Annotated in this window: 20 protein-coding genes; 4 read left to right on the top strand and 16 right to left on the bottom strand. The window is 71.2% G+C overall.

Going from position 1 to position 26,646, the window contains the following annotated elements; genetic code table 11:
- Window positions 1-124: 124 nt before the first annotated feature.
- Entirely contained in the window at window positions 125-568 is a 444-nt protein-coding gene (locus tag ACWGJ2_RS37420) for a hypothetical protein (protein WP_453350866.1), read from the bottom strand.
- A 211-nt stretch (window positions 569-779) separates the two neighbouring features.
- Window positions 780-1,886, bottom strand: a complete 1,107-nt coding sequence (gene proB, locus ACWGJ2_RS37425) for a glutamate 5-kinase (protein ID WP_453350867.1) — start codon at window positions 1,884-1,886, stop codon at window positions 780-782.
- Window positions 1,887-2,334: 448 nt separating this feature from the next.
- Here proB and ACWGJ2_RS37430 point away from each other — a divergent pair, with 448 nt between their 5' ends.
- Window positions 2,335-4,446, top strand: coding sequence for a hypothetical protein (locus ACWGJ2_RS37430; RefSeq protein ID WP_453350848.1), 2,112 nt, complete (start codon window positions 2,335-2,337; stop codon window positions 4,444-4,446).
- Between the two features lie 309 nt (window positions 4,447-4,755).
- A complete protein-coding gene (locus tag ACWGJ2_RS37435) occupies window positions 4,756-5,982 on the top strand; it encodes a S8 family peptidase (protein WP_453350849.1) in 1,227 nt (408 codons plus the stop codon).
- Between the two features lie 119 nt (window positions 5,983-6,101).
- On the opposite strand, the gene ACWGJ2_RS37440 is transcribed toward ACWGJ2_RS37435, so the two are convergent.
- Together ACWGJ2_RS37440 and ACWGJ2_RS37445 are read right to left on the bottom strand one after the other, a co-directional pair.
- Entirely contained in the window at window positions 6,102-6,374 is a 273-nt protein-coding gene (locus ACWGJ2_RS37440) for a DUF397 domain-containing protein (RefSeq protein ID WP_453350850.1), read from the bottom strand.
- Window positions 6,334-7,182: a helix-turn-helix domain-containing protein gene (locus ACWGJ2_RS37445; RefSeq protein WP_453350851.1), complete on the bottom strand. Its 849-nt coding sequence runs from the start codon at window positions 7,180-7,182 to the stop codon at window positions 6,334-6,336. Before ACWGJ2_RS37445 ends, ACWGJ2_RS37440 begins: the two co-directional genes overlap by 41 nt.
- 74 nt (window positions 7,183-7,256) lie before the next feature.
- Between ACWGJ2_RS37445 and ACWGJ2_RS37450 the strand changes: the two genes are divergently transcribed.
- Both ACWGJ2_RS37450 and ACWGJ2_RS37455 read left to right on the top strand, forming a co-directional pair.
- Window positions 7,257-7,661 (top strand): ATP-binding protein, encoded by a 405-nt coding sequence (locus ACWGJ2_RS37450; RefSeq protein ID WP_453350852.1) that lies wholly within the window; start codon window positions 7,257-7,259, stop codon window positions 7,659-7,661.
- Window positions 7,658-8,032, top strand: a complete 375-nt coding sequence (locus ACWGJ2_RS37455; RefSeq protein ID WP_453350853.1) for a hypothetical protein — start codon at window positions 7,658-7,660, stop codon at window positions 8,030-8,032. Before ACWGJ2_RS37450 ends, ACWGJ2_RS37455 begins: the two co-directional genes overlap by 4 nt.
- Here ACWGJ2_RS37455 and ACWGJ2_RS37460 read toward each other — a convergent pair.
- The 12 genes from ACWGJ2_RS37460 to ACWGJ2_RS37515 form a co-directional block, all read right to left on the bottom strand.
- A complete protein-coding gene (locus ACWGJ2_RS37460) occupies window positions 7,998-8,603 on the bottom strand; it encodes a Uma2 family endonuclease (RefSeq protein ID WP_453350854.1) in 606 nt (201 codons plus the stop codon). The two genes, ACWGJ2_RS37455 and ACWGJ2_RS37460, sit on opposite strands and share 35 nt — an antisense overlap.
- Before the next feature lie 43 nt (window positions 8,604-8,646).
- The gene (locus ACWGJ2_RS37465) at window positions 8,647-10,293 is read right to left on the bottom strand and encodes a BCCT family transporter (RefSeq protein WP_453350855.1); all 1,647 of its coding nucleotides are present in this window, start codon (window positions 10,291-10,293) and stop codon (window positions 8,647-8,649) included.
- Window positions 10,294-10,462: 169 nt separating this feature from the next.
- Window positions 10,463-11,905, bottom strand: a complete 1,443-nt coding sequence (obgE, locus tag ACWGJ2_RS37470) for a GTPase ObgE (protein ID WP_453350856.1) — start codon at window positions 11,903-11,905, stop codon at window positions 10,463-10,465.
- A gap of 221 nt (window positions 11,906-12,126) precedes the next feature.
- On the bottom strand, window positions 12,127-12,387 hold the full coding sequence (gene rpmA / locus ACWGJ2_RS37475; RefSeq protein ID WP_453350857.1) for a 50S ribosomal protein L27: 261 nt from the start codon (window positions 12,385-12,387) through the stop codon (window positions 12,127-12,129).
- Window positions 12,388-12,400: 13 nt separating this feature from the next.
- Window positions 12,401-12,724 carry a 50S ribosomal protein L21 gene (gene rplU / locus ACWGJ2_RS37480; RefSeq protein ID WP_453350858.1) on the bottom strand — a complete coding sequence of 108 codons (324 nt, stop codon included), beginning with the start codon at window positions 12,722-12,724 and terminating at the stop codon, window positions 12,401-12,403.
- A gap of 284 nt (window positions 12,725-13,008) precedes the next feature.
- Window positions 13,009-17,376, bottom strand: coding sequence for an Rne/Rng family ribonuclease (locus ACWGJ2_RS37485; RefSeq protein ID WP_453350859.1), 4,368 nt, complete (start codon window positions 17,374-17,376; stop codon window positions 13,009-13,011).
- A 274-nt stretch (window positions 17,377-17,650) separates the two neighbouring features.
- Window positions 17,651-18,433, bottom strand: a complete 783-nt coding sequence (locus tag ACWGJ2_RS37490) for a TIGR03936 family radical SAM-associated protein (protein ID WP_453350860.1) — start codon at window positions 18,431-18,433, stop codon at window positions 17,651-17,653.
- Window positions 18,434-18,676: 243 nt separating this feature from the next.
- A complete protein-coding gene (locus ACWGJ2_RS37495) occupies window positions 18,677-19,891 on the bottom strand; it encodes a hypothetical protein (RefSeq protein ID WP_453350861.1) in 1,215 nt (404 codons plus the stop codon).
- 131 nt (window positions 19,892-20,022) lie between these two features.
- A complete protein-coding gene (locus ACWGJ2_RS37500) occupies window positions 20,023-21,948 on the bottom strand; it encodes a TIGR03960 family B12-binding radical SAM protein (RefSeq protein WP_453350862.1) in 1,926 nt (641 codons plus the stop codon).
- Window positions 21,949-22,539: 591 nt separating this feature from the next.
- Window positions 22,540-24,078, bottom strand: coding sequence for a CYTH and CHAD domain-containing protein (locus tag ACWGJ2_RS37505; RefSeq protein ID WP_453350863.1), 1,539 nt, complete (start codon window positions 24,076-24,078; stop codon window positions 22,540-22,542).
- A 61-nt stretch (window positions 24,079-24,139) separates the two neighbouring features.
- Window positions 24,140-25,339 carry a rod shape-determining protein RodA gene (gene rodA / locus ACWGJ2_RS37510; protein WP_453350864.1) on the bottom strand — a complete coding sequence of 400 codons (1,200 nt, stop codon included), beginning with the start codon at window positions 25,337-25,339 and terminating at the stop codon, window positions 24,140-24,142.
- Window positions 25,336-26,646, bottom strand: a 1,311-nt coding sequence (locus tag ACWGJ2_RS37515) for a penicillin-binding transpeptidase domain-containing protein (RefSeq protein WP_453350865.1), incomplete at its 5' end; no start/stop codon positions are given. The genes ACWGJ2_RS37515 and rodA, both read right to left, overlap by 4 nt.

Below are 26,646 nucleotides of genomic sequence, written 5' to 3' on the forward strand. Positions count from 1 at the left end.
TGCTCCGCGACGGCACCTTCTACGAACCCCGCCTCCCTGAAACAACCGCCGCATGACCAGCTCAGGCTTGACGAAGGACATAGAGGCACCCCCCCGTTTCCTTCCGCACCCCGCGAAGGGAGCGTCAGAACGGGTGGACCCCCACCGGTGTGGCAGGGGGTGGGCCGTAGCCTTCTGCTATGCGTTGGTGGTAGGTCTCGCGGCCGATGACCTCAAGACCCACGATCTCCCACGGCGGCAGCTTCGCCGACGCCCTGTGCTCACCCCACAGCCTGAGCGCGACCGCCGCCGCGTCGTGCAGATCCCGCGCTTCCTCCCAGTACCGGATCTCCGCGTGATCGTGCGCGTACCTGCTCGTCAGGAGGAAAGGATGGTCGTGCGCGAGCTGCTCCAGGCCGCGCCTGACCTCCTTGAGCGGGGCCTCGCGCCCCGCGACGCTGAGGGTGATGTGCCACAGCCGGGACTGCTCGCGGCGCTCCCCGCTCTCGTCCGCTCTCGGGTCCGCCGTCCCGGCGGGTCCGCGCGAGCGCGGCGCGCCGTCACCGTCGTCCTGCTGGGAGGACCCCATATCGACGCTGGCCAGTCGTCTCACCGGTGGCCTCCTGATGGTGCGATTCGTGCGAGTGCGGGTGCCGCTGTCACGGGTGTCACGGGCCGTCTTCAGAGGACGTGCCTCTGAGACAAAGTTGACCAGTCCGGGGACGGGCGCGTGGCCGTTTTCCGGAAGGTGTCCGTTGAAAGGCTGGTCTTTTGCCGATCTCGCACACGATTGACGGGCGTCACGTCCGCAGCAGCACGAGATCGTCCCGGTGCACGACTTCCCGCTCGTAAGCGGGCCCCAGTTCGCGGGCCAGTTCGCGGGTCGAGCGGCCCAGCAACTGGGGGATCTCCTTCGCGTCGAAGCTGACCAGCCCGCGGGCCACCGCGTGCCCCTCCTCGTCCCGCAGCTCGACGGGGTCGCCCGCCGTGAAGTCGCCCTCGGCCCGGACGATCCCCGCGGGCAGGAGCGAGCTGCGCCGGTCGACGACGGCCCGTACCGCGCCCTCGTCCAGCACCAGCGCCCCGCGCGGCGTGGAGGCGTGCGCGAGCCACAGCAGGCGGCCCGTCGTGCGGCGGCCCGTGCGGTGGAAGTGGGTGCCGGTGCGGCGCCCGGAGAGCGCGTCGGCGGCGTGTATGGCCGAGGTGAGCACCACGGGGATGCCGGCGGCGGCGGCGATGCGGGCCGCCTCGACCTTGGTGACCATGCCGCCGGTGCCGACGCCCGCGCGCCCCGCGCTGCCGATCTCGACGCCCGCGAGGTCCCCCGGCCCGCGCACCTCCTCGATGCGGGAGGTGCCGGGGGTGGCGGGGTTGCCGTCGTAGAGGCCGTCGACGTCGGAGAGCAGGATCAGCAGGTCGGCCCGTACGAGGTGGGCGACGAGCGCGGCGAGCCTGTCGTTGTCGCCGAAGCGGATCTCGTCGGTGGCGACGGTGTCGTTCTCGTTGACGACCGGCACAGCGCCCATGGCGAGAAGCTGCTCCAGGGTGCGGTAGGCGTTGCGGTAGTGGGCGCGGCGGCTGGTGTCGTCGGAGGTGAGCAGCACCTGGCCCACGCGGCGCCCGTAGCGCGCGAAGGAGGCGGTGTAGCGGGCGACGAGGAGGCCCTGGCCGACGCTGGCAGCGGCCTGTTGGCGGGCGAGGTCGCGGGGGCGCTTGGCGAGGCCGAGCGGCGCGAGGCCCGCGGCGATGGCGCCCGAGGAGACGAGCACGATCTCCTTGTCGTCCTGTTCGCCGTGCTTGGCGAGCGCGTCCACCAGGGCGTCCACGCGGTCCGCGTCCAGGCCACCAGAGGCGGTCGTCAGGGAGGAGGAGCCGACCTTGACGACGATGCGCCGCGCCTCGGTCACGTCGCGACGCTCGTCCCGGTGCTCGTCACGGTGCTCGTCCCGGTGCTCGTCACGACGCTCACTCTCCGTGCCCGGCACCTCGCCGGTCCCCGGCGCACCCGGCGTCACAGACGCACCCTTCGCCTCCGACGCCCCCGATGTGCCTGTTGCCCCTGTCACTCTCGTACGTCCCTGCTGTTCGCCCACGATCCCGGATCCCGGAGCCCGGCCGCGCCGACGGGGTTCCGCCGCAGCGCAATCTACGTCAGCCGGGGTGCACGGCGCTTCTCCGTTCCACTCGGCGGACCGGCGGAGATACTGACCTTTGGCCCTGTTATGCCGTGAGACGCCCCACCGAAGATTGTCACTGGGGCTGCGACCGTCATACGGTCAGTGGTCGACCACGGCCACCCCCACAGGCCGCGACCCATTTTCTGCTCGCCCCGACCTCCTGCCAGGAGCCCAGCCCGTGCCCTCTGCCGGACTCTCCCCACGACGCGCCGTCCAGCTCACGGCGCTGCTCGCGCTGATGGTGTTCTACACCGCCCAGCTCGCGGGCGCGCTGCTGCCGAACGTGCCCGTCTTCCTCACCGCCTCCGTGGCGGGCCTCGCCCTTGACGTGTACCTCACACACAAGCAGCCGGGCCTCCTCGCCCTGCTGGGCAAGGTCCGCTTCGACGTCACCACGCGCCAGTTGCTGCGCGACATGCTGATCGTCATCGGCCTGGTACGGATCCCCGACGTCCCCCCGGACATCGAGCGCCCGCTCACCCTGCTCCTGCTCATCGCCTACGCCGCGCACTTCCTGTGCCAGGCCGTGGCCCAGCTCGTACGCCGCCGCCGTACGCTGCCGATCCTCACCCGCAACATCGACGCCTCGGCCCTGCGCCTGAACAACGCGCCGCCCCGGCTGCTGGCCCGCCAGCCCAGCCGCAGGCTGCTGCGGTTCTCCATCCCCGGCACCGTGGGCCTGATGCTCTGCGCGAGCCTGTCGACGGAGACGTGGGGCCTGCTCGGCGTCGGCCTCACCTTCCTGCTGTCCTTCGGCAGCGCGGTCTACCTGGCCACCTGGCTGCTCCCGAAGAAGCGGCACGCCAACGAGCAGCAGACGCTCGCCTGGCTCGACAAGTGGCTGGAGAAGTACCAGCCGACCGTCGGCATGTACTTCTCGGGCGGCACCACCTCGGCCTACCAGGCCAACATGTGGCTCTCCACGCTCGCGAAACTGGACGGGAACCCGATCATCGTGCTCCGTGAGCGGTTCATGGTGCAGAAGATCGACGCGACGGACATCCCGATCATCTGCATCCCGAAGGTCGCGCACCTGATGCACCTGGAGCACTCGGCACTGAAGATGCTGCTCCACCCCGCGAACTCGGGCAAGACCTCACAGGTCCTGCGCATTCCGACGATCAAGCACGCCTTCATCAACCACGGCGAGAGCGACAAGCTCTCGTCCTGCAACCCGTACGCGAAGGCGTACGACGAGATCTGGGTCGCCGGACCCGCGGCCCGCGAGCGCTACCAGCTCGCGGACATCGGCGTCGAGGACAAGGACGTCGTCGAGGTCGGCCGCCCGCAGCTCTCCCCGATCGAGCCGTACCGGGGCGCGCCGACGGGCACCTACACGACGGTCCTGTACGCCCCCACCTGGGAGGGCTGGACCAACGACCCGGGCAACACCTCGGTCATCCTGGCCGGGGAGAACATCGTCCGCGCCCTGCTGGCCGACCCCAAGGTGCGGCTCCTCTACAAGCCGCACCCCATGACCGGCTCCGTCGACCCGCGCGCGGGCGCCGCGAACCAGCGCATCCAGGCCATGATCGCCGAGGCCAACGCGAAGCGCTCCGGCGACCGCCCCGGGCCCGAGGCCGCCGCCGAGCTGGGACTGCGCACGGCCGAGCTGGAGGCGCTCACCACGACCGCGTTCCGCTCGGGCGCCGACGAGGTCGAGCGGATGCTGCTCCAGGGCACGCCCGAGGGCAACCGCGCTGAGCGGGTGGAGGCGGCCACGGCCGCGTGGGAGGCCGCGTACTGGGCCTCGTTCCCCGAGTGGGAGCACCAGATCATCACGGGTCCGCGCCCGGCGATCTACACCTGCTTCAACCAGGCCGACCTGCTGATCTCCGACGTCTCCTCGGTGGTCTCCGACTACCTGACGAGCGAGAAGCCGTACGCCGTCGCCAACACCAGCGGTCTCGACGAGGACGACTTCAGGGCGGGCTTCCCGACGGTACGGGCCGCCACGATCCTCTCCCCCGAGGCGAAGGAGATCCCGGCGCTGCTGGAGTCGGTGCGCGACCCGGAGAAGGACACCCTCGTCACGGCCCGCAAGGAGCTGAAGGTGCACCTCCTCGGCCCGTCCGAGCCGCCGTCGCTGGCCCGCTTCAACCAGGCGGCCGTGGACCTGTGCAAGGACGCGGACGAGCGCAACGAGCGCGTCCGGAGCCGTACGACCGACATCCCGGGGCAGCGCGAGGCGGAGGCCCGCGAGGCGGCCGAGGAGGCCGAGATGGAGCCCACGGCGGGCGGTCTCGCCGGGGCCGACAGCTCGGATCCGGAGGACGCGGTCACCGCCTGACACGGCGGCCTCGCCGGTTCCCCGCGCGGAGGGCCGGGTCAGGGAAGCGCGTGCTTCCCTGACCCGGCCCTCCGCCGTCTCCGGTGCGTGCGGGTGCACCCGTGCACGCCCGCGCACTCATGCTCCGTCCTCACTCTCCGTGCTTCCTCTCGCTTCTTCGCCTCACTTCGTACTTGTTCACAGTTGAGGCCATCTTGTGCGAACGGCCATGACGCGCAAACCTTCATTCCGCACAGCGCACGGCACCACACGGCACCCGCCATACCTGCACGTACCGAGATCCGGTTTACGAAAGGTCAGGTGCACGTCATGAGATCCCAGACCCGGTCCAAGATCCGCCGCTTCGGCGCGCTCTTACCCGCCGTCGCTCTCGTCGCGGGAATCCAGCTCGCCGCCGCGCCCGGCGCCCAGAGCGCCCCGACGGGCGATCTGCGCCTCGCGCCCTCCGACACGGCCATCTCCGGCAGTTGGATCGCCGTCCTGAAGGACGGCAGCGCGTCCAAGGCGGCCACCAAGGCCACGGCCCGCGACCTCGCCGCCGAGCAGGACGCGCGGATCACCGAGGTGTACGGCTCCACGATCAAGGGCTTCGCGGCGAAGATGAGCAAGGCCGAGGCCGCCGAGCTGGCGGCGGACCCGCGCGTCGCGTACGTCGAGCAGGACGCGGAGGTGAAGCTCAACGACACCCAGTCGAACGCGACGTGGGGCATCGACCGCATCGACCAGCGCGACCTGCCGCTGAGCACGACGTACACGTACAACACCACGGCGTCCAACGTCACCGCGTACATCATCGACACCGGCATCCGCACCTCGCACAGCGAGTTCAGCGGCGGACGCGCCACCGTCGGCACCGACACCATCGGCGACGGCCAGAACGGCCAGGACTGCCAGGGCCACGGCACGCACGTCGCGGGTACGGTCGGCGGCAAGACCTACGGTGTCGCCAAGGCGGCCAAGCTCGTCGCCGTCCGCGTCCTCAACTGCTCCGGCTCCGGCAGCACTTCGGGCGTCATCGCGGGCGTGGACTGGGTCACCGCCAACGCCACGAAGCCCGCCGTCGCCAACATGAGCCTGGGCGGCGGCAGCAACACCTCCCTCGACAACGCGGTGAAGCGGTCCATCGCGGCGGGCATCACCTACGCCATCGCCGCGGGCAACGGCAACGCCATCGGCACCCCGCAGAACGCCTGCAACTACTCGCCCGCGCGCGTTCCCGAGGCCCTGACCGTCGGCGCGACCGACAGCTCGGACCGCCGCGCCTCCTGGTCCAACTACGGCACCTGCCTGGACCTGTTCGCGCCCGGCGTGAGCATCACCTCGGCCTGGCGCACCAGTGACACGGCGACGAACACCATCTCCGGCACGTCGATGGCCACCCCGCACACGGCGGGCGTCGCGGCGCTGTACCTGGCGACGCATCCGACGGCCACCCCGGCCCAGGTGAGCACCGCGATCACGAGCGGCGCGACCCCCAACAAGGTCATCGACCCGCGCACCGGCTCGCCGAACCGGCTCCTCTACTCCCTGCTGTGAGCGGGCTGGCGGGCGCGTGAATCGCTGAGCGCCCGGGTGAGACGGTGACGGCCTCACCCCTCGGCCCGCCGCCGGGCCGTCGCCCAGGACCCCGGAAGGGGACTTGGGCGACGGCCCGGTCAGCGCTTCACGGTGCGGATGAAGTCCCCGAAGGCCCGCGCGGGGAACGTCAGCGCGGGGCCGTCGGGACGCTTGCTGTCCCGTATCGCGACGACGGCCTGCGTCGGCGCGGTGCCAACCTCGACGCAGTCGCCGCCCTTGTCATCGCTGTAACTGGACTTACGCCACGTGGCGCCGTGAAGGGGTGCGCACTCGACACACTCGCCGCCCTTGTCGTCGCTGCGGCTCGACTTACGCCATCGGGCGCCTGACAGGCCGTGACTGGTACTCATAGCGCTCCTCCATTACGCGAGCGATCAGATCCGCCGAGTCCCCAGGGGGGAGGGCGCTGGCTCGCAGGAGATCGTAACGGAGGGACCGCGCCCTCACTTCCACAGGATCGATGGTGGAATTGCCCCCCTCGTAGTCCTCGGCGTAGGCCACGTCGTCCTTTCGAGCAAAGGAGAAGATGCTGAACGAGCCTGACAGGCCAGTGTGCGCACCAGCGCTAAAGGGCAGCACTTGGATCTGCACATTGTTGTTGTGGCGGTAATTCAACAGACGGGCCAGTTGACCCCGCATGACGTTCTTCCCGCCGATCTCCTGGTACAGCACCCCCTCGCCCAGGACCACCCACAGCAGCGGAGCCTGCTCGCGTTCCAGGATCCGTTGCCTGTCCAATCGCGCTGCGACCTTGCTGTCGATCTCGTCGTGAGGCATGACGCCGATCACCGCTCGCGCATACTCCTCCGTCTGCAAGAGACCGTGCACCAACTGGGCCTGGAAGACGCGAATCTCACGGGCCGTGGCTTCCATCTCGGCGATCTTCTGATACCAGCTCGGCAACCGGCTCCGCTTCACCAGGTCCCACAACCGCAGCAGCGCGCCCTCCGCGCCCAGCGCCGCATCGACGCGCTGCACGAAATCCAGCGTGGGCGTCTTCGAAGCCGTCTCGATCTGGCCGATCAGCGAACCCGTGCAGTACAGGACCGAGCCCAACTGGGCCAGCGTCAGACCCGCCTCATCTCTTAAGCGCCGCAGCTCCGCGCCGAAGTAGTGGAGCGGCGACGCCCCGGGGTCCAGTTCCTTGACGTTGGCCATCAGGGACCTCCACAGCACGGGGAGTTGCATTCACGCCGTAGCCCACAGTAATCGCCGCATTACAGCCTTGTCCCGTGAACGTCATCGAGGAACCCACCGAATTCCCGCCCCGCAGGTACCGCATCGCGCTCACAGTCGGCGACCACTCGCCGCGCCACATGCGCCGTATCGCACGTGCCTACGTACGGCTCTGGGACGTACCGCAGTTGGGCGACACCGTCGAACTCGCCCTCACCGAGCTGATGACCAACGTGCACCGGCACGTACCCGACCAGTGGTGCACCGTCACCATCCTGCACACGCTGCACGGCGTACGCATCGAGGTGTACGACCGCTCCCCCGTCCTCCCCGTGCCGCGCGAGGCGGAGACGTGGGAGGAGTCGGGCCGGGGGCTGGCCCTCGTCGCGCTGCTCAGCGACCAGTGGGACGTGACCGCGCACGCCACCGGCAAGACGGTGTGGTGCGAGGTGTGCGCGTGAGGCGCCGCCGCGTCGGCGACGCGCTGATTCCGCAGCCCGCGACGACGCGCGAAGCCCTGCGCGAGGCGGTACAACGCATCGCACCGCTGCATCTGACGCAGTACGACCGGGAGTTGGGCGACGCGTTCGACCAGGCCATGCGCACCGGGTCCACCGGGTGGCTGCGCGGCTTCCTGGCCAAGTGGGCCACGTTCATCGCGGTCGAGCGGTTACCCGCCAGGGCGACGGCCCTGCGGGAGGCGGAGCGCGTCTGCGGCGACCCGTACTCCTCGGACCAGCAGGTACGGGAAGCACAGCAGGTCATCGCCGACACCCTCCGCGCCGCCGCGCGGGACGTCACGGCTGCGCCGAGCGCCGCCCCACGGCCGTGAGGTCGATGTCCAGGGTGAACGGCACGGAGACCTTGAGCCTGTCGTGGTGGATGCCCGTGAGGGCGTAGCCGCCGCTGGCCGGGTCGCGCTCGTACGTGTAGACCACGGCGCGGTCCTCGTCGTTCTCGACGCGCCAGTAGTGCGGGAAGCCCGCCGCCGCGTACTTGCGGGGCTTCGTGTCGCGGTCGCGGTCCTCGGAGTCGGGCGAGACGGCCTCGACGGCGATGAGCACGTCCTCCGGGAAGTAGTACGTGGACGGCTCGTCCCGCACGTACGCCTCGCTCGTCACCACGACCACGTCCGGCTCAGGAACCTGCCGCTTGCCGAGCCGTACCGCCATCTCGCGATCCGCGCGCAGCTCGGCGGGCGCCTGCCGGTCCAGTTCCCGGTCCAGTTCCCCGACCAGGAGGTTGATGACCCGGCTGTGCCACTTCCCGCGCAGGCCCGCGAAGACCAGGCTGCCGTCGATCAGCTCCGTGTGCGCGGGCAGGCCGACGAGCCCCAGGAAGCCTTCTGCGGTGAACCCGCCCGGAGGCGGGATCACCCAGTCGGGAAGCGGCTCGACGCTCATAGGGCCAGCCTGCCTCAGAAGTGCGCTCACCGAGTCGATTCGCTCAGGTGGACCCGCCCTGGTCCGAGGAGGCCGGGTCCGGTGAGGTGACGCCCTGTTCCTGGGCCATCTCGCGGGCCATCCGGGGCGCCGTCCACAGTGTCGGCAGCATGATGAAGCCCACCGGTACCGCCGTGACCACGATGAACGACTGCAACGCCGTGATGCCGCCGTCCCCGACCAGGATCAGTACCGCCGCCGCCGAACCCATCAGCAGGGCCCAGAACGCCCGTACCGCGCGCGTCGGTTCACCGGACGTCGTGCCCGCCGCGGCGATGCTGTACGACATCGAGTCGGTGGTCGTCACCACGAACGTGATCGTCAGCAGGAGCAGCGCGACGGCGACCACCGCGCCCATCGGGAGCCGCTGCGCCATGGAGATGACCGCGGCGTCCATGCCGACCGACTTCAGCGGGCCCGAGATCGTGCCGGGGTCTTGCTGTTCCAGGAAGATGCCGGTGCCGCCGAACACCGTGAACCAGAACATGGTGGCCAGCGGAGGGACGATCGCGGTGGAGACCACCAGGTCGCGCAGGGTGCGGCCCTTGGAGATGCGGGCCACGAAGATGGACATCAGCGGCCCGTAGCCGAGGAACCAGCCGAAGAAGAAGACCGTCCAGGAGCCGAGCCACGCGTGGTCGCCCCGGTTGAGGGCCAGCGGCACGAAGTCCCGCACGTACTGGCCGAAGCCGCCCAGGAACGAGTCGAGGACGAAGCCGAGGGAGCCCAGCACCAGGAAGACGGCCATCAGCGCGACCGCGAGCCAGATGTTGGCCCTGCTGAAGAACTGGATGCCGCGGTCGACGCCGCTGGCGACGGAGAGAACGGCGACGACAGTCAGCAGGACGATGACGCCGAGCTGCACGGGGTAGCCGCCGGAGATGCCGAACACCTCGGACAGCCCGTAGGAGACCTGGAGGCCGAGGAAGCCGATCGGGCCGACGGTCCCGGCCACCACGGCGATGACGCAGACGACGTCGACGGCGGCCCCCAGCCTGGAGTGCCGGACGCGCTCGCCGAGGAACGGGTACAGCAGCGTCCGCGGGCGCAGTGGCATGCCGCGCTCCTGGCCCCGGATCATCACGATCGAGGCGAGCGTCCCGAGGACGGCCCAGGCGAGGAAGCCCCAGTGCGCGAAGCTCTGGGAAAGCGCCGCGTCGGCCGCCTCCTGGGTGCCGCTCTTGACGCCGTCGTAGAAGGGCGGCGTGTCGACGTAGTGCTGTACGGGCTCGCCCGCCGCGAAGAAGACGCCGCCGCCCGCGAGCAGCGTCGACATGATCATGGCGACCCACTGGAACCTGCCGTACTCCGGGCGCGCCCCGGCGCCCCCGAGCCGCACCTTCCCGTACCGGGAGAAGCCCAGCCACAGCGCGACGCCGAACGTCGCGAGCAGCAGCACCTGCCACAGCGGGCCGAACCACCGCGCGGCGAAGGTGAAGACGGTGTTCACGGCGTCGCCCGTGGCCGTGGGCGCGATCAGCGCGGCCAGGACGAACGCGGTGAGCAGCCCGCCGCTGACGGCGAGCACCGGTATGTCGGTGCGTCTGCCGTCTCCACGGGGCGCGGCGGGCGCCGTATGGCACCCCTCGGCGTCGTCCGTTGCGGGCTCGCCGTCCGTGGGCACGACGGCGGGGGCAGGGGAGGTCGGCATGAGGTTCCTTGCTGAGGGGGATCGCGCACGTCGCTCACGAGGGCAGGGCGGCAGGACCGCTCGGTGCGCAGGTCAGCAGGGAAGGGTGCTATCCGAAGGCCGTTGTCGTCAAATTCCGGACAGGGGCAGGGGCCGGGACCGGTGGCTCCTGCCCGTTCCGGACCACGGGCTACGCGAACGGGTCGAAGTCCCGGTACTCGCCCAGCGCCTCGTCCCGCTCCGCCTCGTGGTCCCTGCGGCGCTGCGCCGCAGGGCGCGGGGCCTCCATGCGGTGGTCCTCGCCACGGCGGCCGAGCATCTCCGCGCCCGCCGCCATCGTCGGCTCCCAGTCGAAGACGACCGCGTCGTCCTCGCCGCCGATGGCGACGCCGTCGCCCTCGCGCGCGCCCTCCTTCAGCAGCGCGTCCTCGACGCCGAGGCGGTTGAGGCGGTCGGCGAGATAGCCGACGGCCTCGTCGTTGTTGAAGTCGGTCTGGCGCACCCAGCGCTCCGGCTTCTCGCCGCGCACGCGGTAGAGGCCGTCCTCCTCCTTGGTGACGGTGAAGCCCGCGTCGTCCACGGCCTTGGGCCGGATGACGATGCGCGTGTTCTCCTCGACGGGGCGGGCGGCGCGGGCCTCGTCCACGAGCTTGGCCAGCGCGTACGACATCTCCTTGAGGCCCTGCCGGGACACGGCGGAGACCTCGAAGACCTGGTAGCCGCGGGCTTCCAGATCGGGGCGGATCATGTCGGCGAGGTCCTGGCCGTCGGGGATGTCGATCTTGTTGAGGACGACGAGGCGGGGGCGGTCCTCCAGGCCCCGGCCGTACTGGGCCAGCTCCGCCTCGATGACGTCGAGGTCCGAGACCGGGTCGCGGTCGGACTCCAGCGTCGCGCAGTCCAGGACGTGCACCAGGACCTCGCAGCGCTCGACATGGCGCAGGAACTCCAGGCCCAGGCCCTTGCCCTCGCTCGCGCCGGGGATCAGCCCCGGCACGTCGGCGATGGTGTAGACCGTCGAGCCCGCGGTGACGACGCCGAGGTTCGGCACGAGCGTGGTGAACGGGTAGTCGGCGATCTTCGGCTTGGCCGCCGAGAGCACCGAGATGAGCGAGGACTTCCCGGCGCTCGGGTAGCCGACGAGGGCCACGTCGGCGACGGTCTTCAGCTCCAGCACCACGTCGCGGGTCTCGCCGGGCTCGCCCAGCAGCGCGAAGCCGGGGGCCTTGCGGCGCGCGGAGGCCAGCGCGGCGTTGCCGAGCCCGCCCCGGCCGCCCTGGCCCGCGATGAAGGTGGTGCCCTTGCCGACCATGTCCGCCAGCACGTTGCCGTCGCGGTCCTGGACGACGGTGCCGTCCGGGACGGGCAGGACCAGGTCCTTGCCCTCGGGGCCCGAGCGGTGGCCGCCCTGGCCCGGCTGGCCGTTGGTCGCCTTGCGGTGCGGGCTGTGGTGGTAGTCGAGCAGCGTCGTCACGTCCGGGTCGACGACAAGGACGACGTCCCCGCCGCGCCCGCCGTTGCCGCCGTCCGGGCCGCCCAGCGGCTTGAACTTCTCGCGATGGACGGAGGCACAGCCGTGACCCCCGTTACCCGCGGCGATATGCAGTTCGACGCGGTCCACGAAGGTGGTCATGAGGAGTGCCTCCCGGCATGCGTGACGTGATCTGTGCTTCTGCTCTGCTGCTCTTGCTGCTCTGCTGGTGCGCGCCCGTACGCCGCTGCGTACGGGCGCGTCCCTACCTGTGTCGTAACACGCCGAGGGCGGACCCGCTTCCCGTACGGACGCGACGCGGGGTCACGTACGTACGGGAAAGGCGGTCCGCCCTCGGAAGGTGTCGCTGCCGAACCGGCTGATTACTCAGCGGCGGCGGGGACGATGTTGATGACCCTGCGGCCACGCTGGGTGCCGAACTGCACGGAACCGGCGTCCAGGGCGAACAGCGTGTCGTCGCCACCGCGGCCGACACCCTTGCCCGGGTGGAAGTGGGTGCCGCGCTGGCGGACGAGGATCTCACCGGCGTTGACGAGCTGACCGCCGAAGCGCTTCACGCCGAGGTACTGCGGGTTCGAGTCGCGCCCGTTCCGAGTGGACGATGCGCCCTTCTTGTGTGCCATCTCTCCTCAGTCCTTACTTCTTGGCCGGGGCGGGGATCTCGGTGACCTTCAGCGCCGTGTGGAGCTGACGGTGACCGATCCGCTTCTTGTAGCCGGTCTTGTTCTTGTACTTCTGGATCCGGATCTTGTCGCCCTTGTGGTGGTCAACCACCTCGGCCACGACCTTGACCCCGGCCAGGACCCACGGGTCGCTGGTGACGGCTTCGCCGTCGACCACGAGAAGCGTGGAGAGCTCGACGCTGTCGCCGACCTTGCTCTCAGACAGACGGTCTACCTCGATGACGTCGCCCACAGAAACCTTCTGCTGACGGCCGCCGGTGCGCACGATCGCGTACACGCGGAACTCTCTCTCACTCGATACGGAAGCTCCTGACGCCAGCCGCCCGACGCGGACCGAGGTCCGCAGTGCGATCCGAATGGATTGAGCGGCCTCTCCCGGGCTGACGCCGCGGGAGGGAGTTGCTCAGGAGCGCGGCATGTCTGACGACACGCCGACGGTCAAGGCTACGGTGCGCCCGATACGCAGGTCAAACCGGGTGGTCGCCGCCCGGTGCCCTGTGACGCCTGTGCGCCCGCGTCCTCCCGGGGGAGGGCGCGGGCGCACAGGTCACGCGGAGGGCGTCAGTCCTCGGCCGGGACCTGGACGGACAGCGTCTGCTGCTCCGTGCTGTCGGCCGCCGCCGTCTTCTTCGACGCCGACTTCTTCGCCGTCGACTTCTTGGCGGCCGTCTTCTTGGCAGCGGCCTTCTCGGCCGTGCCGGTGCTCGTGCCGGTGCCCGACGCGGCCTTCTTGGCCGTCGTCTTCTTCGCGGCGGTCTTCTTCGCGGCCGTCTTCTTCGCCGCCGCCTTCTTGGCCGTGGCCTTCTTCGCGGGCTTCTTGCTCGCGGAGTCGGCCTCGTCGGTGTCACCGGCGGCATCCGCCGGGGACTCCGCGTTCTCCGTGCCGTCAGCGCCCGGTGCGGACACCTGCCGCGTGGCGCGGCGACGCGTCCTCGCGGGCGGGGCCGCCTCGGCGACGGGCTCGGGCTCGGCCGGTGCCTCCGGCGCTGCGGGGGCCTCGGCCGGCGCGGCGGCGACCACCGTCACGCCCGCGCTCTCGTCCTCCGAGGACTCCGACACCTTCGGCGAACCAGCCGGAACCGAAACGGCCCGACGCCGCCTGCGCCCCGGCTTCGTCGCCGGAGCCTCGGCGGGCGCCTCGGCAGCGGCGGCAGCAGCGGGAGCGGGCGCCTCCGGCGCGGGCTCGGGCGCGGGCTCGGCCGGAGCGGCGGCCGGGGCCGCCTCGGGCGCCGACTCGGCACCCGTACCGCCAGCGGAGGGCGCGCCCGCCTTGCGGCTCGCACGCCGCCGCGACCGCCCGCCGCGCGAACCGGACGCCGCGGCGGCCTCCGCCTCGGCGGCGCTGCTGTACAGCTCCTCGTCCGGCACGAACTCCGGCTCGGGCAGCGCCTTCGGCTCCTCGTGCCCCGACGCGTCCGAGTCCGTCTCGTCCGCACCGTGCGCGTGATCGCCGTGCGCGTGGTCGTGGCCGTTCGCGTGGCCGTTCGCGCCGGTCTTGTCCCTGCCCTTGTCGGCGGCAGCCTTGTCCGTGTTCTTCTCGGACTTCTCGGCCTTGCTCTTCTTGCTCTTCTTGCCGCCACCGCCGACGGACGTCGGCTGCTCCATGTGCACGATGACGCCGCGCCCGTTGCAGTGGACGCAGGGCTCGGAGAACGACTCCAGCAGCCCCTGCCCGACCCGCTTGCGGGTCATCTGCACGAGGCCCAGCGAGGTGACCTCGGCCACCTGGTGCTTCGTACGGTCGCGGCCCAGGCACTCCAGCAGTCGCCGCAGCACCAGGTCCCGGTTGGACTCCAGCACCATGTCGATGAAGTCGATCACGATGATGCCGCCGAGGTCGCGCAGCCTGAGCTGGCGGACGATCTCTTCCGCGGCCTCCAGGTTGTTCCTGGTGACCGTCTCCTCCAGGTTGCCGCCCTGGCCCGTGAACTTGCCGGTGTTGACGTCGACCACGATCATCGCCTCGGTGCGGTCGATGACCAGCGAGCCGCCGCTCGGCAGCCAGACCTTGCGGTCCAGCGCCTTCATCAACTGCTCGTCGATGCGGTACGTGGCGAAGACGTCGACGTCCGAGTTCCACTTCTGGAGCCGGTCGGAGAGGTCAGGGGCGACGTGCGAGACGTAGCCGTGGATGGTCTGCCACGCCTCCTCGCCGCTGACGATGACCTTCGAGAAGTCCTCGTTGAAGATGTCGCGCACGACGCGGACGGTCATGTCCGGCTCGCCGTACAGCAGCGTCGGCGCGTTGCTGCCCTTCTGCGCCTTCTGCTGGATCTCCTCCCACTGCGCCTGGAGCCGCTCGACGTCGCGGCGCAGCTCGTCCTCGCTCGCGCCCTCGGCCGCCGTGCGCACGATGACGCCCGCGTCCTCGGGGACGACCTTCTTGAGGATGCTCTTGAGGCGCGAGCGCTCGGTGTCGGGGAGCTTGCGGCTGATGCCCGTCATCGAGCCCTCGGGCACATAGACGAGATACCGGCCGGGCAGCGAGACCTGGCTGGTCAGGCGCGCGCCCTTGTGCCCCATCGGGTCCTTGGTGACCTGGACGAGGACGGACTGGCCCGACTTGAGCGCGGTCTCGATACGGCGCGGCCCGTTGGACAGGCCCAGCGCCTCGAAGTTGACCTCACCGGCGTACAGGACGGCGTTGCGCCCCTTGCCGATGTCGACGAAGGCGGCCTCCATGGAGGGCAGGACGTTCTGCACCTTGCCGAGGTAGACGTTGCCGACGTACGACGTCGACTGCTCCTTGTTGACGAAGTGCTCGACCAGCACGTCGTCCTCGAGGATGCCGATCTGCGTGCGCTCGCCGCTCTGGCGGACGATCATCTCGCGCTTGACGGCCTCTCGGCGCGCCAGGAACTCGGCCTCGGTGATGATCGGCACCCGGCGACGGCCCTGCTCACGGCCCTCGCGACGGCGCTGCTTCTTCGCCTCCAGGCGGGTCGAGCCCTTGATGGCCTGGACCTCGTCGCTGGGCTCGGAGTCCTTCTTCTTGCGCGGCTCGCGGATCTTGACGACCGTGCGCTCCGGGTCGTCCTGGTCGGCCGCGGAGCCGCCGCCACCACCGTTGTTGTCGGAGCCGTCACCGCTGCGGCGACGGCGCCGACGGCGGCGGCGCGAGCTGCTGGAGGAGCCGGCGGAACCCTGCTCGTCGTCGCCCTCGTCCTCGTCGTCCCCGGAGCCGGAAGCGGAACCGGCGCCCTGGGCACCGGTCTCGGAGCCGCTGTCGCCGTTGCCGTGGCCGTTGCCGCCCTGGTCGCCGGAGCGCTTGGACTGCTTCGGGGAACCCTTGCCCTCGTTGCCCTCGGCGCGCGCTTCGTCGGTGTCCTGGTCGTCGTCCTGGCCCTCGCGGCCGTCCTGGCCGTCCTGCGACGCGTCCGCGCTGTCGCCACGGCGGCGGCGACGGCCGCCCCTGCGACGACGGCGCGCGGGGCGGTCGCCGGAGTCGTCGGCGAAGTCGCCGGACGGGGTGTCGCCGTCCTGCTCGTCGTCGCCCTCGTCGGCGCTCTGCGCCGACCGGTCGGTGCCCGCGTCGGAGGCACGGGCTGCGGACTCGCCGCTCCCGTTCCCGTTCCCGCTCCCCTTGCCGTCAGCGTGGCCGTTCGTCTCGCCGGACGCGTCGGCCCTGCGGCGACGGCGGCGGCGCGAACCGGCGGCCTGGACCTCCTCCGGCTCCTCGTCCGTCTCGTCCTCGGCCTGCTCCGCCTCGGCGGCGGCAGCGGCGGCGGCGCTCTGCGGCGTCTGGAAGGCGGGCTCGGTGAAGACCGGCGCCTGGAAGACGGCCACCGGTGCCATGGTCTGCTTGCGCGGGGCCGGTGCCGACAGGTCCTCGGTCCCGGCCGCCTGCGCGTCCTGCTGCGGTGCGGCGAGCGGCGCGTCCGGCTCGGCCGACGCCGCCTTGCGGGACCGCGTGCTGCGACGGCGCGTACGGGCGCCGGACGTCTCCGCCTCGGCCCTGGACTCTGCCTCCGTCCCGGCACCGGCCTCCGTCAGCGCCTCGGCCGACTCGCCCTCGGTCTGCGCCTTGGCGGCGGCGCGGGTCCTGGTCTTCGCCTTGGCCTTCGTCGCCTTGGCGGCCTTCGGCTCGGCCTCCGGCTCGGCGTCGCTCACGGCTGCGGCCGCCGGCGCCTCGTCGGCCTGCGGCGCGGCGCTCTCGCCCTCGCTCGCGGGCGCCGCCTCGGCGGGCTGCGCCTTCGCCGCGGCGGTCTTACGGGTCGCACGACGGCGCGTGCGCGCCGGAGCCGCTGCCTCGGCGCTCTCCTGCTTCCCCTGCTCCCCGGCGCTCGCTTCGGCCCCGGAGGCGTTCTCGGTCACGGCTGGGGTCGTGTCAGCGGCCGTGTTCTCGGCCGTCTGCGGCGCCCCGGCCGGCGCGGTGGCCTTGCGGGTCGCGCGACGGCGCGTACGGGCCGGAGCCGCGTCGGCGGCGGGCGCCTCGGGCTCGGCAGCGGCGGACGCGGCGGGCTGCTCGCCCGGGGTGCTGTCGGCGGCCACGACGGTCTCGGCGCTCTCGGCCGCACCGCCCGTCTCCGCCGTCTGCGGCGCACCGGCCGGTGCGCTGGCCTTACGGGTCGCACGGCGGCGCGTACGCGCCGGGGCCGCGCCCTCGTCACCGGCACCGGCGCTCGCGCCCGCGTCCGGGGCGCTCTGCGGGGCCTGGGCCTGCGGCGCCTGCGCGGCGGAGGCGGCTGCCTCCACGTCCGGTACGCCTGCTGTGTCGTGCTGTGTCACCGCGGTCTCCGTCTCGGCCGTGGCCGACGGAGGACCCGCCGGGCGCGTCGCGGCACGGCGGCGGCGACGCGTAGGAAGGGTGTCGCTCGGGGTGCTGCCCTCGGCCGCGCTCTCATTCGCGGTGGCAGCGGGATCTGTCCTGACTGCTGTCTCGGCGCTCTCGGCGCTCTCCGCCGATGCGGATTCGTTCGGTTCGAGCATGCGGGCGGTTCTCCCGTCACGCTCCCGGGCGCCGCGCCTCGTTCGTACCGGTGGCGGCCCGCGTACTGTGCGGGGCCGCTCTCCGGGGCGCGGGCGCCGCGCGGGAGCTGTTGTCTCACTCGCCGGTTCCGGCCCTTGAAGGCCCGGCTACGGCGAAAGTCTCCTGGTCAGTGCGCTCGCCTGCCGGACGCGTACCCGGGTGGCTCCCTGGTGCGTGCGTCGGCGGCAGCGCTTCGACGGCGGTCCTCGAAGTCCACGACCTTCAGGCCACGGACTACGCGTTGCCGCCCGGCGCCGTCGCGACGAGGGTTGCGTCGCGGTCGGCCGCCAACGGGTCGGTCACCGTGCCGGTCTCCTCATCGAGCGGCCCCTGCGCCAGCCTGGTCACCGCAGCGGGGACCGGCGGCGCCAGGTCGGCCGTAGCTCGGAGGCCGGACAGGACGTCGTCGGGTCGTACGGCAGGTGTCAGGTGCCGCACTACCAGCCGCAGTATCGCACAGGCACCGTCACCCGGCCTATCGCCCCCGGCCTGCGCGCTTGCCGATACCACCCCGTCAGCGGACGAATCGGCCGAGGTCAGGGAGGTGACGGCGGACCGTGCGTCAAATGTGCGCAGGCCCTTCTTCGTCTGCCTCTCCACCTCCACCGTCTCCGCCGCGAGGAAGGCGGCCACGGCCCGCTCCGCCTCCTGGGGCTCGACGCCGGTCAGCCGCAGCTCCCACTCCGACGCCTGGAGGCGGTCGGTGAAGTCGGACGTGCGGGCCTCGACGGCGTCGACGATGTCGAGCCCCGTCGGCATGGAAGTGTCGAGCTGCCCGAGCAGCTCACCCGGATCGCGCCGCTCCGTGAGGGCGATCTCCAGGTACTCGGCCTCGCTGCCCGTGCCGGTGGGGGCGGCATTGGCGTACGAGACCTTCGGGTGCGGCGTGAAACCGGCGGAGTACGCCATGGGCACCTGGGCCCGGCGCAGCGCCCGCTCGAACGCTCGCTGGAAGTCTCGATGGCTGGTGAACCGGAGGCGGCCTCGCTTGGTGTAGCGCAGTCGGATGCGCTGCACCGCGGGTGCGGGCGGCGGGCCTTCGGGCTGTCGCTTGCCCAGTGCTTCTCTCCTCGGTGCCGGGCGGAGCGCGTCGGCGCCGCCGCCCTTCGTTGACGTCTGGCACGGCGGGTGATGCCCCGCCGAGGCGGGTGTGCCCCGCCGAAAGGGGGCGGAAGCTCCGCACCTCGCACTGTCCCACCCGGCGCGCCGCGCCACGGTGCGCCTCGGTGCGTTGTGCGTTTGTGCGGATGATCCTTCTTCCTAGGGTACGCGGCCCTCGCGCGGCAGGGCCTCCCGCTCCTCCACCCGTGGCGCACCGAAGAGGGCGCGCCGCAGCTCGGCCCTGGTCTCCCGGACCGAGGCGCGGGCCGCCGCGAGCACCTCACGGGCCGACCGGCCCGCCGCGCGGACCGCCCGCGCCGACGGGCGCCAGACGTGCTCGCGCACCGCCCTGCCGACCGGCGCCACGACGTGCCGCCACACCCAGACCGCCGGATCCACGAACAGCCACCGCAGCACGCGCCCCGCGAAGCGGAACACCGCGCGCGAGACGTATCCGGCCGCACGCCAGGCGTGCCCGAGCCCCTCCACGGTCTCGCGTACGACGACGGCGACGGCACGCCCCACGGGCGTGAGCACCCAGCGGTAGACGGCGACCGCAGGGACGACGACGGCGTACCGGACGAGCCATCCGAGCAGCCGCCCCGCGCCGTGTACGGCGGCGACGATGCCGTGTCCGAGGGGCGTCAGCACATGGCGGTACAGCGCCACCGCGGGGACGACCAGCAGCATCCGCAGCAGCCATGTGAACCCGGTCCACAGCGCCACGGCCGGCACGACGACGAGGTAGCGCCCGAGCCGGGCCAGCCCATGCCCCAGTGCGGTGAACACCGCGCCGAGGCCGTGTCCGACGGGGGTCAGCAGCCGCGCGTACAGCCAGGTCAGCGGGGTCACCACCAGCACGCGGCCCAGCCAGGCCAGCCCCGCGCCGGTCCCGTGCGCCCCGACGGCCAGCCCATGGCCCACGGCGCGGGCGAGCCACCACAGGCCGCGGCCCGTACCGCTGAGGAGCCACCACACCCCGCGTCCCGTCGGCGCGAGGACGTACCGCCATGCCGCGCGGCCCGCCGGTGCGAGGACGTAGCCCCACAGCGCGACCCACGGCCACACCAGCACCCCGTACAGCACCGGCGCCAGCACCCGCCGCCACAGCCATCCGGCGGGCCCCGCGATCAGCGTGTACCAGCACCACTGCGCACCCCGCGCGAACGGGCGCCACACCGTCCGCCGCAGCACCCTGCCGCATGCGACGAGCGCGTCCCACAGCAGCCGGAAGGGGAGCACGAGGACGAGGGTGACGACGCGCACGGGCACCCGCACGGCGACGGCGAGACACCCCTCGGGCGCCGCCCGGTCCTCTCCGGCACGGGGCTCCCGCACCGCACCGCCGGTCCCGCCCGTGCCGTCCTTGCTCAACGACACCTTCGCGGGACCGGCGCGGTGGGACCCGTGCCGGGGTTCATAGGGGCTCATACCAGGGGGGACGCCGCCGTCGTCAGAACGGTTCGTTCGCAGGTCAGGCGGGCCGGAACCGGAATGGGAATCGGCTACTTCACCACGGAGAGCGGCAGCAGCTTCTTGCCCGTCGGACCCACCTGGATCTCCGTGTCCATCTGCGGGCACACGCCGCAGTCGAAGCACGGCGTCCAGCGGCAGTCCTCGACCTCGGTCTCGTCGAGGGCGTCCTGCCAGTCCTCCCAGAGCCAGTCCTTGTCGAGACCGGAGTCGAGGTGGTCCCAGGGCAGGACCTCCTCGTAGGTGCGCTCGCGCGTCGTGTACCAGTCGACGTCCACGCCGTACTCGGGGAGGGCCTTGTCCGCGCACTCCATCCACAGGTCGTAGCTGAAGTACTCGCGCCAGCCGTCGAACCTGCCGCCCCGCTCGTACACCTCGCGGATCACGGCGCCGACGCGGCGGTCACCGCGCGAGAGCAGGCCCTCGACGATGCCGGGCTTGCCGTCGTGGTAGCGGAAGCCGATGGAACGGCCGTACTTCTTGTCGCCGCGGATCTTGTCGCGCAGCTTCGTGAGCCGCGCGTCCGTGTCCTCGGCCGAGAGCTGCGGCGCCCACTGGAAGGGCGTGTGCGGCTTGGGGACGAAGCCGCCGATGGAGACGGTGGCCCGGATGTCATTGGACTTGGCGACCTCGCGGCCCTTGGCGATGACGTTGACCGCCATGTCACCGATCTGGAGCACGTCCTCGTCAGTCTCGGTGGGCAGCCCGCACATGAAGTAGAGCTTCACCTGCCGCCAGCCGTTGCCGTAGGCGGTGGCGACGGTGCGGATCAGGTCCTCCTCCGAGACCATCTTGTTGATGACCTTGCGGATGCGCTCGCTGCCGCCCTCGGGCGCGAAGGTGAGGCCCGAGCGGCGGCCGTTGCGGGTCAGCTCGTTGGCGAGGTCGATGTTGAAGGCGTCGACACGGGTCGAGGGGAGGGACAGGCCGATCTTGTCCTCCTCGTAGCGGTCGGCGAGGCCCTTGGCGACGTCACCGATCTCGCTGTGGTCGGCCGAGGACAGCGAGAGCAGGCCGACCTCCTCGAAGCCCGTGTTCTTGAGCCCCTTGTCGACCATCTCACCGATGCCGGTGATGGAGCGCTCGCGCACCGGACGCGTGATCATGCCCGCCTGGCAGAAGCGGCAGCCACGCGTGCAGCCGCGGAAGATCTCCACGGACATCCGCTCGTGCACCGTCTCGGCCAGCGGCACCAGCGGCTGCTTCGGGTACGGCCACTCGTCCAGGTCCATCACCGTGTGCTTGGAGACGCGCCACGGGACGCCGGAGCGGTTGGGGACGACGCGGGAGATGCGGCCGTCCGGCAGGTACTCGACGTCGTAGAAGCGGGGCACGTAGACGCCGCCGGTCTTGGCGAGCCGCAGCAGCAGCTCGTCCCGGCCGCCGGGCCGGCCCTCCTGCTTCCAGGCCCGGATGATCTCCGAGACCTCCAGCACCGCCTGCTCGCCGTCGCCGATGACCGCGACGTCGATGAAGTCCGCGATGGGCTCCGGGTTGAACGCGGCGTGGCCGCCCGCCATGACGATCGGGTGGTCCTCGGTGCGGTCCTTGGACTCCAGCGGGACGTCGGACAGCTCCAGCGCGGTGAGCAGGTTCGTGTAGCCCAGCTCGGTGGAGAAGGACACGCCGAGCACGTCGAAGGCGCCGACGGGGCGGTGGCCGTCCACGGTGAACTGCGGGACGTTGTTCTCCCGCATCAGCTTCTCCAGGTCGGGCCACACGCTGTACGTGCGCTCGGCGAGGACGCCCTCGCGCTCGTTGAGCACCTCGTAGAGGATCATGACGCCCTGGTTGGGCAGCCCCACCTCGTAGGCGTCGGGATACATCAGCGCCCAGCGGACGTCGCACTCGTCCCAGTCCTTGACGGTGGAGTTCAGCTCGCCGCCTACGTACTGGATCGGCTTCTGGACGTGCGGGAGGAGGGCCTCCAGGCGCGGGAAGACCGACTCGACAGGCATGGGTGGTGTCCTCGGGGCAGGGATCGCTCGTACAGAGGTGACCATCCAGCGTAACCCTTTCGCAGGGTGCGAAAGGAAACGCGGGGTTCCCCCTTCACGCTGGTGTGCCCCCTCACGGGGTGCCCGGCTCTTGCGGGGGTGCGCCTTCCCTGGTGCCTCTTGGGGTTTCGTTCGCGTGTTGCGGTCCGGTGGCACGGGTTGTGCCCACCCTCCCCCAGCTACCGCTGGGAGGTGCCCCCTCGCCGAGCGGAACGCCTGCCCACAACAGTTGGAGCGGACCGGAGGTTGGCCACCGGGTGGGAGGGGACGTGGTGGGGTGTCCCCGCAAGTGGTGGCGACGAGTATGTACAGGCAGCCGAAAAGCCGACCCGCACTTGTCGCCGCCCGAGGAGACACCCCGGCACGGCACCGACCCCCACCACACACCAACCCCACAACCACCGGCCGCACCCGAAAAACGCCGCACCCCGTGAAGCGGCGCAAAAATCAGCGCGGGACCCTACGGCACCCACCACACCGGCCGACCGTCCCGCGCAACACCCCCGACGAACGAAGCACCCCTGTTTCAATCCGCACCCCGCGAAGGGGCCGTCAGAGGTTGCCCTCGTCCTTCGACGTGATCGAGCGCCACAGCGCCGGGAGGGCGTGTTCGCAGTCCGCCGCGCGGGCCGTCTCGTGGGCGTGCATGACGCCGTAGCTGAACGACGGCTCGCCCGCCGCGTGCGCCTGGAGCGCGAGGTCGCGCAGCGCGGCGCGGGCCACGACGCTGTCCTGGTGCTCGCCGAGCAGCTCCTGAAGCTCGGTCATCCGCTTCGCGTACCTCTTCGCACGCTCGCCGAACACGGGCCGCGCGACCTCCGCCGCGTAACGGGTCCGCTTCGCCGCCTTGCGCGCCTCGTGCGCGGCGACGTCGCGCGCGTCACCGCTCGGCGCGGCCAGCGCCTCGCCGACGTACGTGGCCAAACGCTCGAAGTCGCGGTGCACGGCCTTGCGCAGCACGGCGCGCGGCTTCTTCCCCGCGCCGGACAGCAGCGGCGGATGCGTACGCACCGCTGCCAGTGCCTCCAGGAGCGCGAGGTACCGGGACCCGTCCAGCACGGCGAGCAGCCGCTGCCGTGATCCGTCGCGGCTGAGGTGCGAGGACGTGGCCAGCCGGACCTCGACGGGCCCGACCCGCAGATCCTCGGGCAGCTCCGCCGCACGCTCGGCCAGCCGCCCATAAAGCACCTCGCGGTCCCTGTCGACGCCCAGCTCGGCCGCGAGCCACTTCAGCTCCTCGCCGACGGGCCGCGTGACGTCGCGGTCCAGGACCTTCCCGTAGGAGCGGAAGCAGCTGCGCAGCCGCCGGGTGGCGACGCGCATCCGGTGCACGGAGTCGGGCAGGTCGCGGCGCACGGCGGGGTCGAGCGCGACGAGGGTGCGGATCTGCTCGGCGACGTACCGCAGCACCGCATCCCCCGCGGTGGCGGGCTTGCCCGCCTTGCCCGCAACCTTCCTCGCGGCCTTGGCCCGCTTGGCGAGCCGCGCGGGCTCGGTCTCCGCGAGTGCCCGTTCCAGCTTGGAGACGGCTGAGGCGCGCCGCAGCCCCGCGCCGCGGAGCCGTTTCTCGATCCGGTCGAGCAGCGCGGGGTCCTGCCCCTCCCCCAGTTCCGCCTCGACCTCGGTCCACGCGGCCGTGCCGCCGCCGGGCCCGAAGCGTTCGGCGGCCACGTGGTCGACGCTGACCTCGGCCAGCAGTTCCCCGTCCCCGCCGAGCAGATGCAGCGGTTCGCGCTCCTGGCGCAGCCGCACCACGGGGACGAGGGGTTCGCCGCGGACGCGCGACCGGATGAGCGAGGTCAGCTCGACGGGGAGGTCGGGGCCGTCCGTCAGCGGCGCGCGGATCTCCTCGCGCACGCCGGGCTCGACGGGCAGCTTCAGATGCCAGCCTGAGTCGCTGCCGCCGGTGCGTCGGCGCAGGGTGACGCCGTCGGCGGCGAGCCGGTGGTCGCTGGTGTCGTAGTACGTCGCGTCAAGGGCGACGGCACCGGGCTCGACGACGGAGCGCACGCCCCGCACGTCGAGATCCGGCAGCCGTGTCCGGTCGGTGGCCTCGTATTTCCGCTCGATCTCCCGCACAACGTCCGCCATGAAGGGAACGTATTCGCGCCCTACCTGTCCGGCAATGCCCGGCGTCGTGCGGTTCCCCGGCTCACGCCGAGACCGGCCGCTGGACCCTGATGGACTGGAGCAGCCCCAGCGCGATCCAGATCGCGAACATCGACGTACCGCCGTAGGAGACGAACGGCAGCGGCAGTCCGGCGACGGGCATGATGCCCAGCGTCATCCCGATGTTCTCGAAGGACTGGAACGCGAACCAGGCGATGATGCCGGCGGCGACGATCGTGCTGTACAGCTCCGTCGACTCGCGTGCGATGCGGCAGGCCCGCCAGATCACGACGCCCAGCAGCAGGATGATGAGCCCGCCGCCGACGAAGCCCAGTTCCTCGCCCGCGACCGTGAAGACGAAGTCCGTCTGCTGCTCGGGCACGAACTGCCCCGTCGTCTGGGTGCCCTCGAAGAGGCCCTTGCCGGTGAGGCCGCCGGAGCCGATGGCGATGCGGGCCTGGTTGGTGTTGTAGCCGACGCCGGAGGGGTCGAGCGCGGGGTTGGCGAAGGCGGCGAAGCGGTTGATCTGGTACTCGTCGAGCAGCCCGAGCGCCCACACCGACACCGCGCCCGCGGCGCCCGCCAGGCAGAGCCCGATGACCCAGCGGTTGGAGGCGCCGGAGGCGAGCAGGACGCCCAGCACGATCACGACCATGACCATCACGGAGCCGAGGTCGGGCATCAGCATGATGACGACGATCGGCGCCGCCGCCATCCCCAGCGACTGGAGCACCGTGCGGTGGTCGGGGTGCTCCCTGTCCCCGGCGTCCACCTTGGCGGCGAGCAGCATCGCCATCCCCAGGATCACCGTGATCTTGATGAGTTCGGCGGGCTGGAGCGACATCCCCGCGCCCAGGTGCAGCCAGGCGCGCTGTCCGTTGATGGTGGCGCCGAGCGGGGTGAGCACCAGGAGGGCCAGCACCAGCGAGAGCCCGTACAGCACGGGCACGGCGCTGCGCAGTCTGCGGTGGCCGAGCCAGACGGTCCCGGCCATGAGGGCGAGGCCGATGACGAGGCTGAAGACGTGCCGGGTGACGAAGTAGTACGGGTCGCCCTGGTTGATGTCGGTGCGGTTGCGGGTGGCCGAGTAGACGAGCAGCGAGCCGACGACGGACAGGGCGATCCCGGACAGGATCATGATCCAGTCGAGCCGCCACACCTCGGAGTCCCGCGCCGTCAGCTTGCTCCAGGCGGAGCGGCGGCGCGGGCCGTAGCCGTCGAGGGAGTAGGAATGTGTGCTCACCCGTTGCTCCCCGTGCTCCTTGTGTCCGATTCGGTGTGGGCCACCGTGTTCTTCTTGCCCTCGGCGGCGGGATCCTTGCTGCGCTGGGCCTGGATCGTGCCGTCCTTCTTGATCTTCGGCAGGTTCTTCTCCGGCTCGGGGAGCAGCGCCTTCTTCGGGTCGATCTTGCCGCCCTTGCCGCTCACGCCGTAGATCGCGTCGTAGATCTTCCGCACCGCGGGGCCCGAGGCGCCGGACCCCGTACCACCCTGGGAGATCGTCATGACGATCGTGTAGTCCTTGGTGTACGTGGCGAACCAGGACGTGGTCTGCTTGCCCGCGACCTCGGCCGTACCCGTCTTGGCGTGCATCTTGATCTTGTCCTGCGGCCAGCCGGCCTGCCCGAACCGCCACGCCGCCGTGCCGCGCTCGGCGACTCCCGCGAGGGCCTTGTCCATCTGCTTGAGGGTGGTCTTGCTGACGGGCAGCTTGCCGTGGGGCTTGGGCTCGATCTCCTCGGTCTTCTTGCCGTCCGCGCTGACGATGGCCTTGCCGATCGTCGGGTCGTAGAGGGTGCCGCCGTTGGCGATGCCCGCGTAGATCGTCGCCATCTGGATCGGGGTGACGAGGGTGTCGCCCTGGCCGATGGAGTAGTTGACGCTGTCACCGGCGCGCATCTTCATGCCCGAGACGCAGTTCTCCTTGGCGATCTTGTCGGCGTAGGAGTTGGCGCCCTTGGCCTGCTTGCACCAGGCGTCCTTGTTCGCCTCCCAGTAGTCCTTCTTCCACTTACGGTCCGGGACGCGTCCTGTGACCTCGTTGGGGAGGTCGATGCCGGTCTCCTTGCCCAGGCCGAAGTCGTGGGCCGTCTTGTAGAACCAGTCGTTCGCGTTCTTCTTCGGCTTGTTGCCGCCGTCCTTCTTCCACTGCTTGTAGGCGAGGTCGTAGAAGACGGTGTCGCAGGAGACTTCCAGGGCGCGCCCGAGGCTGATGGTGCCGTAGCCCTTGGACTCGAAGTTCTTGAAGGTCTGGCCGCCCACGTTGTAGGAGGCGCCGCAGTTGTAATTGCCGTCGAAGTCGTAGCCCGCCTTCACGGCCGCCGCCGTCGGGATGACCTTGAAGATGGAGCCGGGTGCGGCGAGGCCCTGGATGGAGCGGTTCAGCAGCGGGTAGTTCGACTTCTTGCCGGTGAGCTTGGCGTACTGCTTCCCCGAGATGCCGCCGACCCAGGTGTTGGGGTCGTATTCGGGGTTGGAGGCCATGGACACGACCCGGCCGGTCTTGTTCTCCATCACCACGGCGGCGCCCGCGTCCGCCTCGTAGTTGCG

Source organism: Streptomyces sp. NPDC054796, assembly GCF_053611545.1.

Coding starts and splice junctions, on each gene's coding strand:
- ACWGJ2_RS37420 (WP_453350866.1), bottom strand. CDS start 568: ATGGGGTCCTCCCAGCAGGACGACGGTGACGGCGCGCCGCGCTCGCGC.
- ACWGJ2_RS37435 (WP_453350849.1), top strand. CDS start 4,756: ATGAGATCCCAGACCCGGTCCAAGATCCGCCGCTTCGGCGCGCTCTTA.
- ACWGJ2_RS37440 (WP_453350850.1), bottom strand. CDS start 6,374: ATGAGTACCAGTCACGGCCTGTCAGGCGCCCGATGGCGTAAGTCGAGC.
- ACWGJ2_RS37445 (WP_453350851.1), bottom strand. CDS start 7,182: ATGGCCAACGTCAAGGAACTGGACCCCGGGGCGTCGCCGCTCCACTAC.
- ACWGJ2_RS37460 (WP_453350854.1), bottom strand. CDS start 8,603: ATGAGCGTCGAGCCGCTTCCCGACTGGGTGATCCCGCCTCCGGGCGGG.
- ACWGJ2_RS37465 (WP_453350855.1), bottom strand. CDS start 10,293: ATGCCGACCTCCCCTGCCCCCGCCGTCGTGCCCACGGACGGCGAGCCC.
- obgE (WP_453350856.1), bottom strand. CDS start 11,905: ATGACCACCTTCGTGGACCGCGTCGAACTGCATATCGCCGCGGGTAAC.
- rpmA (WP_453350857.1), bottom strand. CDS start 12,387: ATGGCACACAAGAAGGGCGCATCGTCCACTCGGAACGGGCGCGACTCG.
- ACWGJ2_RS37485 (WP_453350859.1), bottom strand. CDS start 17,376: ATGCTCGAACCGAACGAATCCGCATCGGCGGAGAGCGCCGAGAGCGCC.
- ACWGJ2_RS37500 (WP_453350862.1), bottom strand. CDS start 21,948: ATGCCTGTCGAGTCGGTCTTCCCGCGCCTGGAGGCCCTCCTCCCGCAC.
- ACWGJ2_RS37505 (WP_453350863.1), bottom strand. CDS start 24,078: ATGGCGGACGTTGTGCGGGAGATCGAGCGGAAATACGAGGCCACCGAC.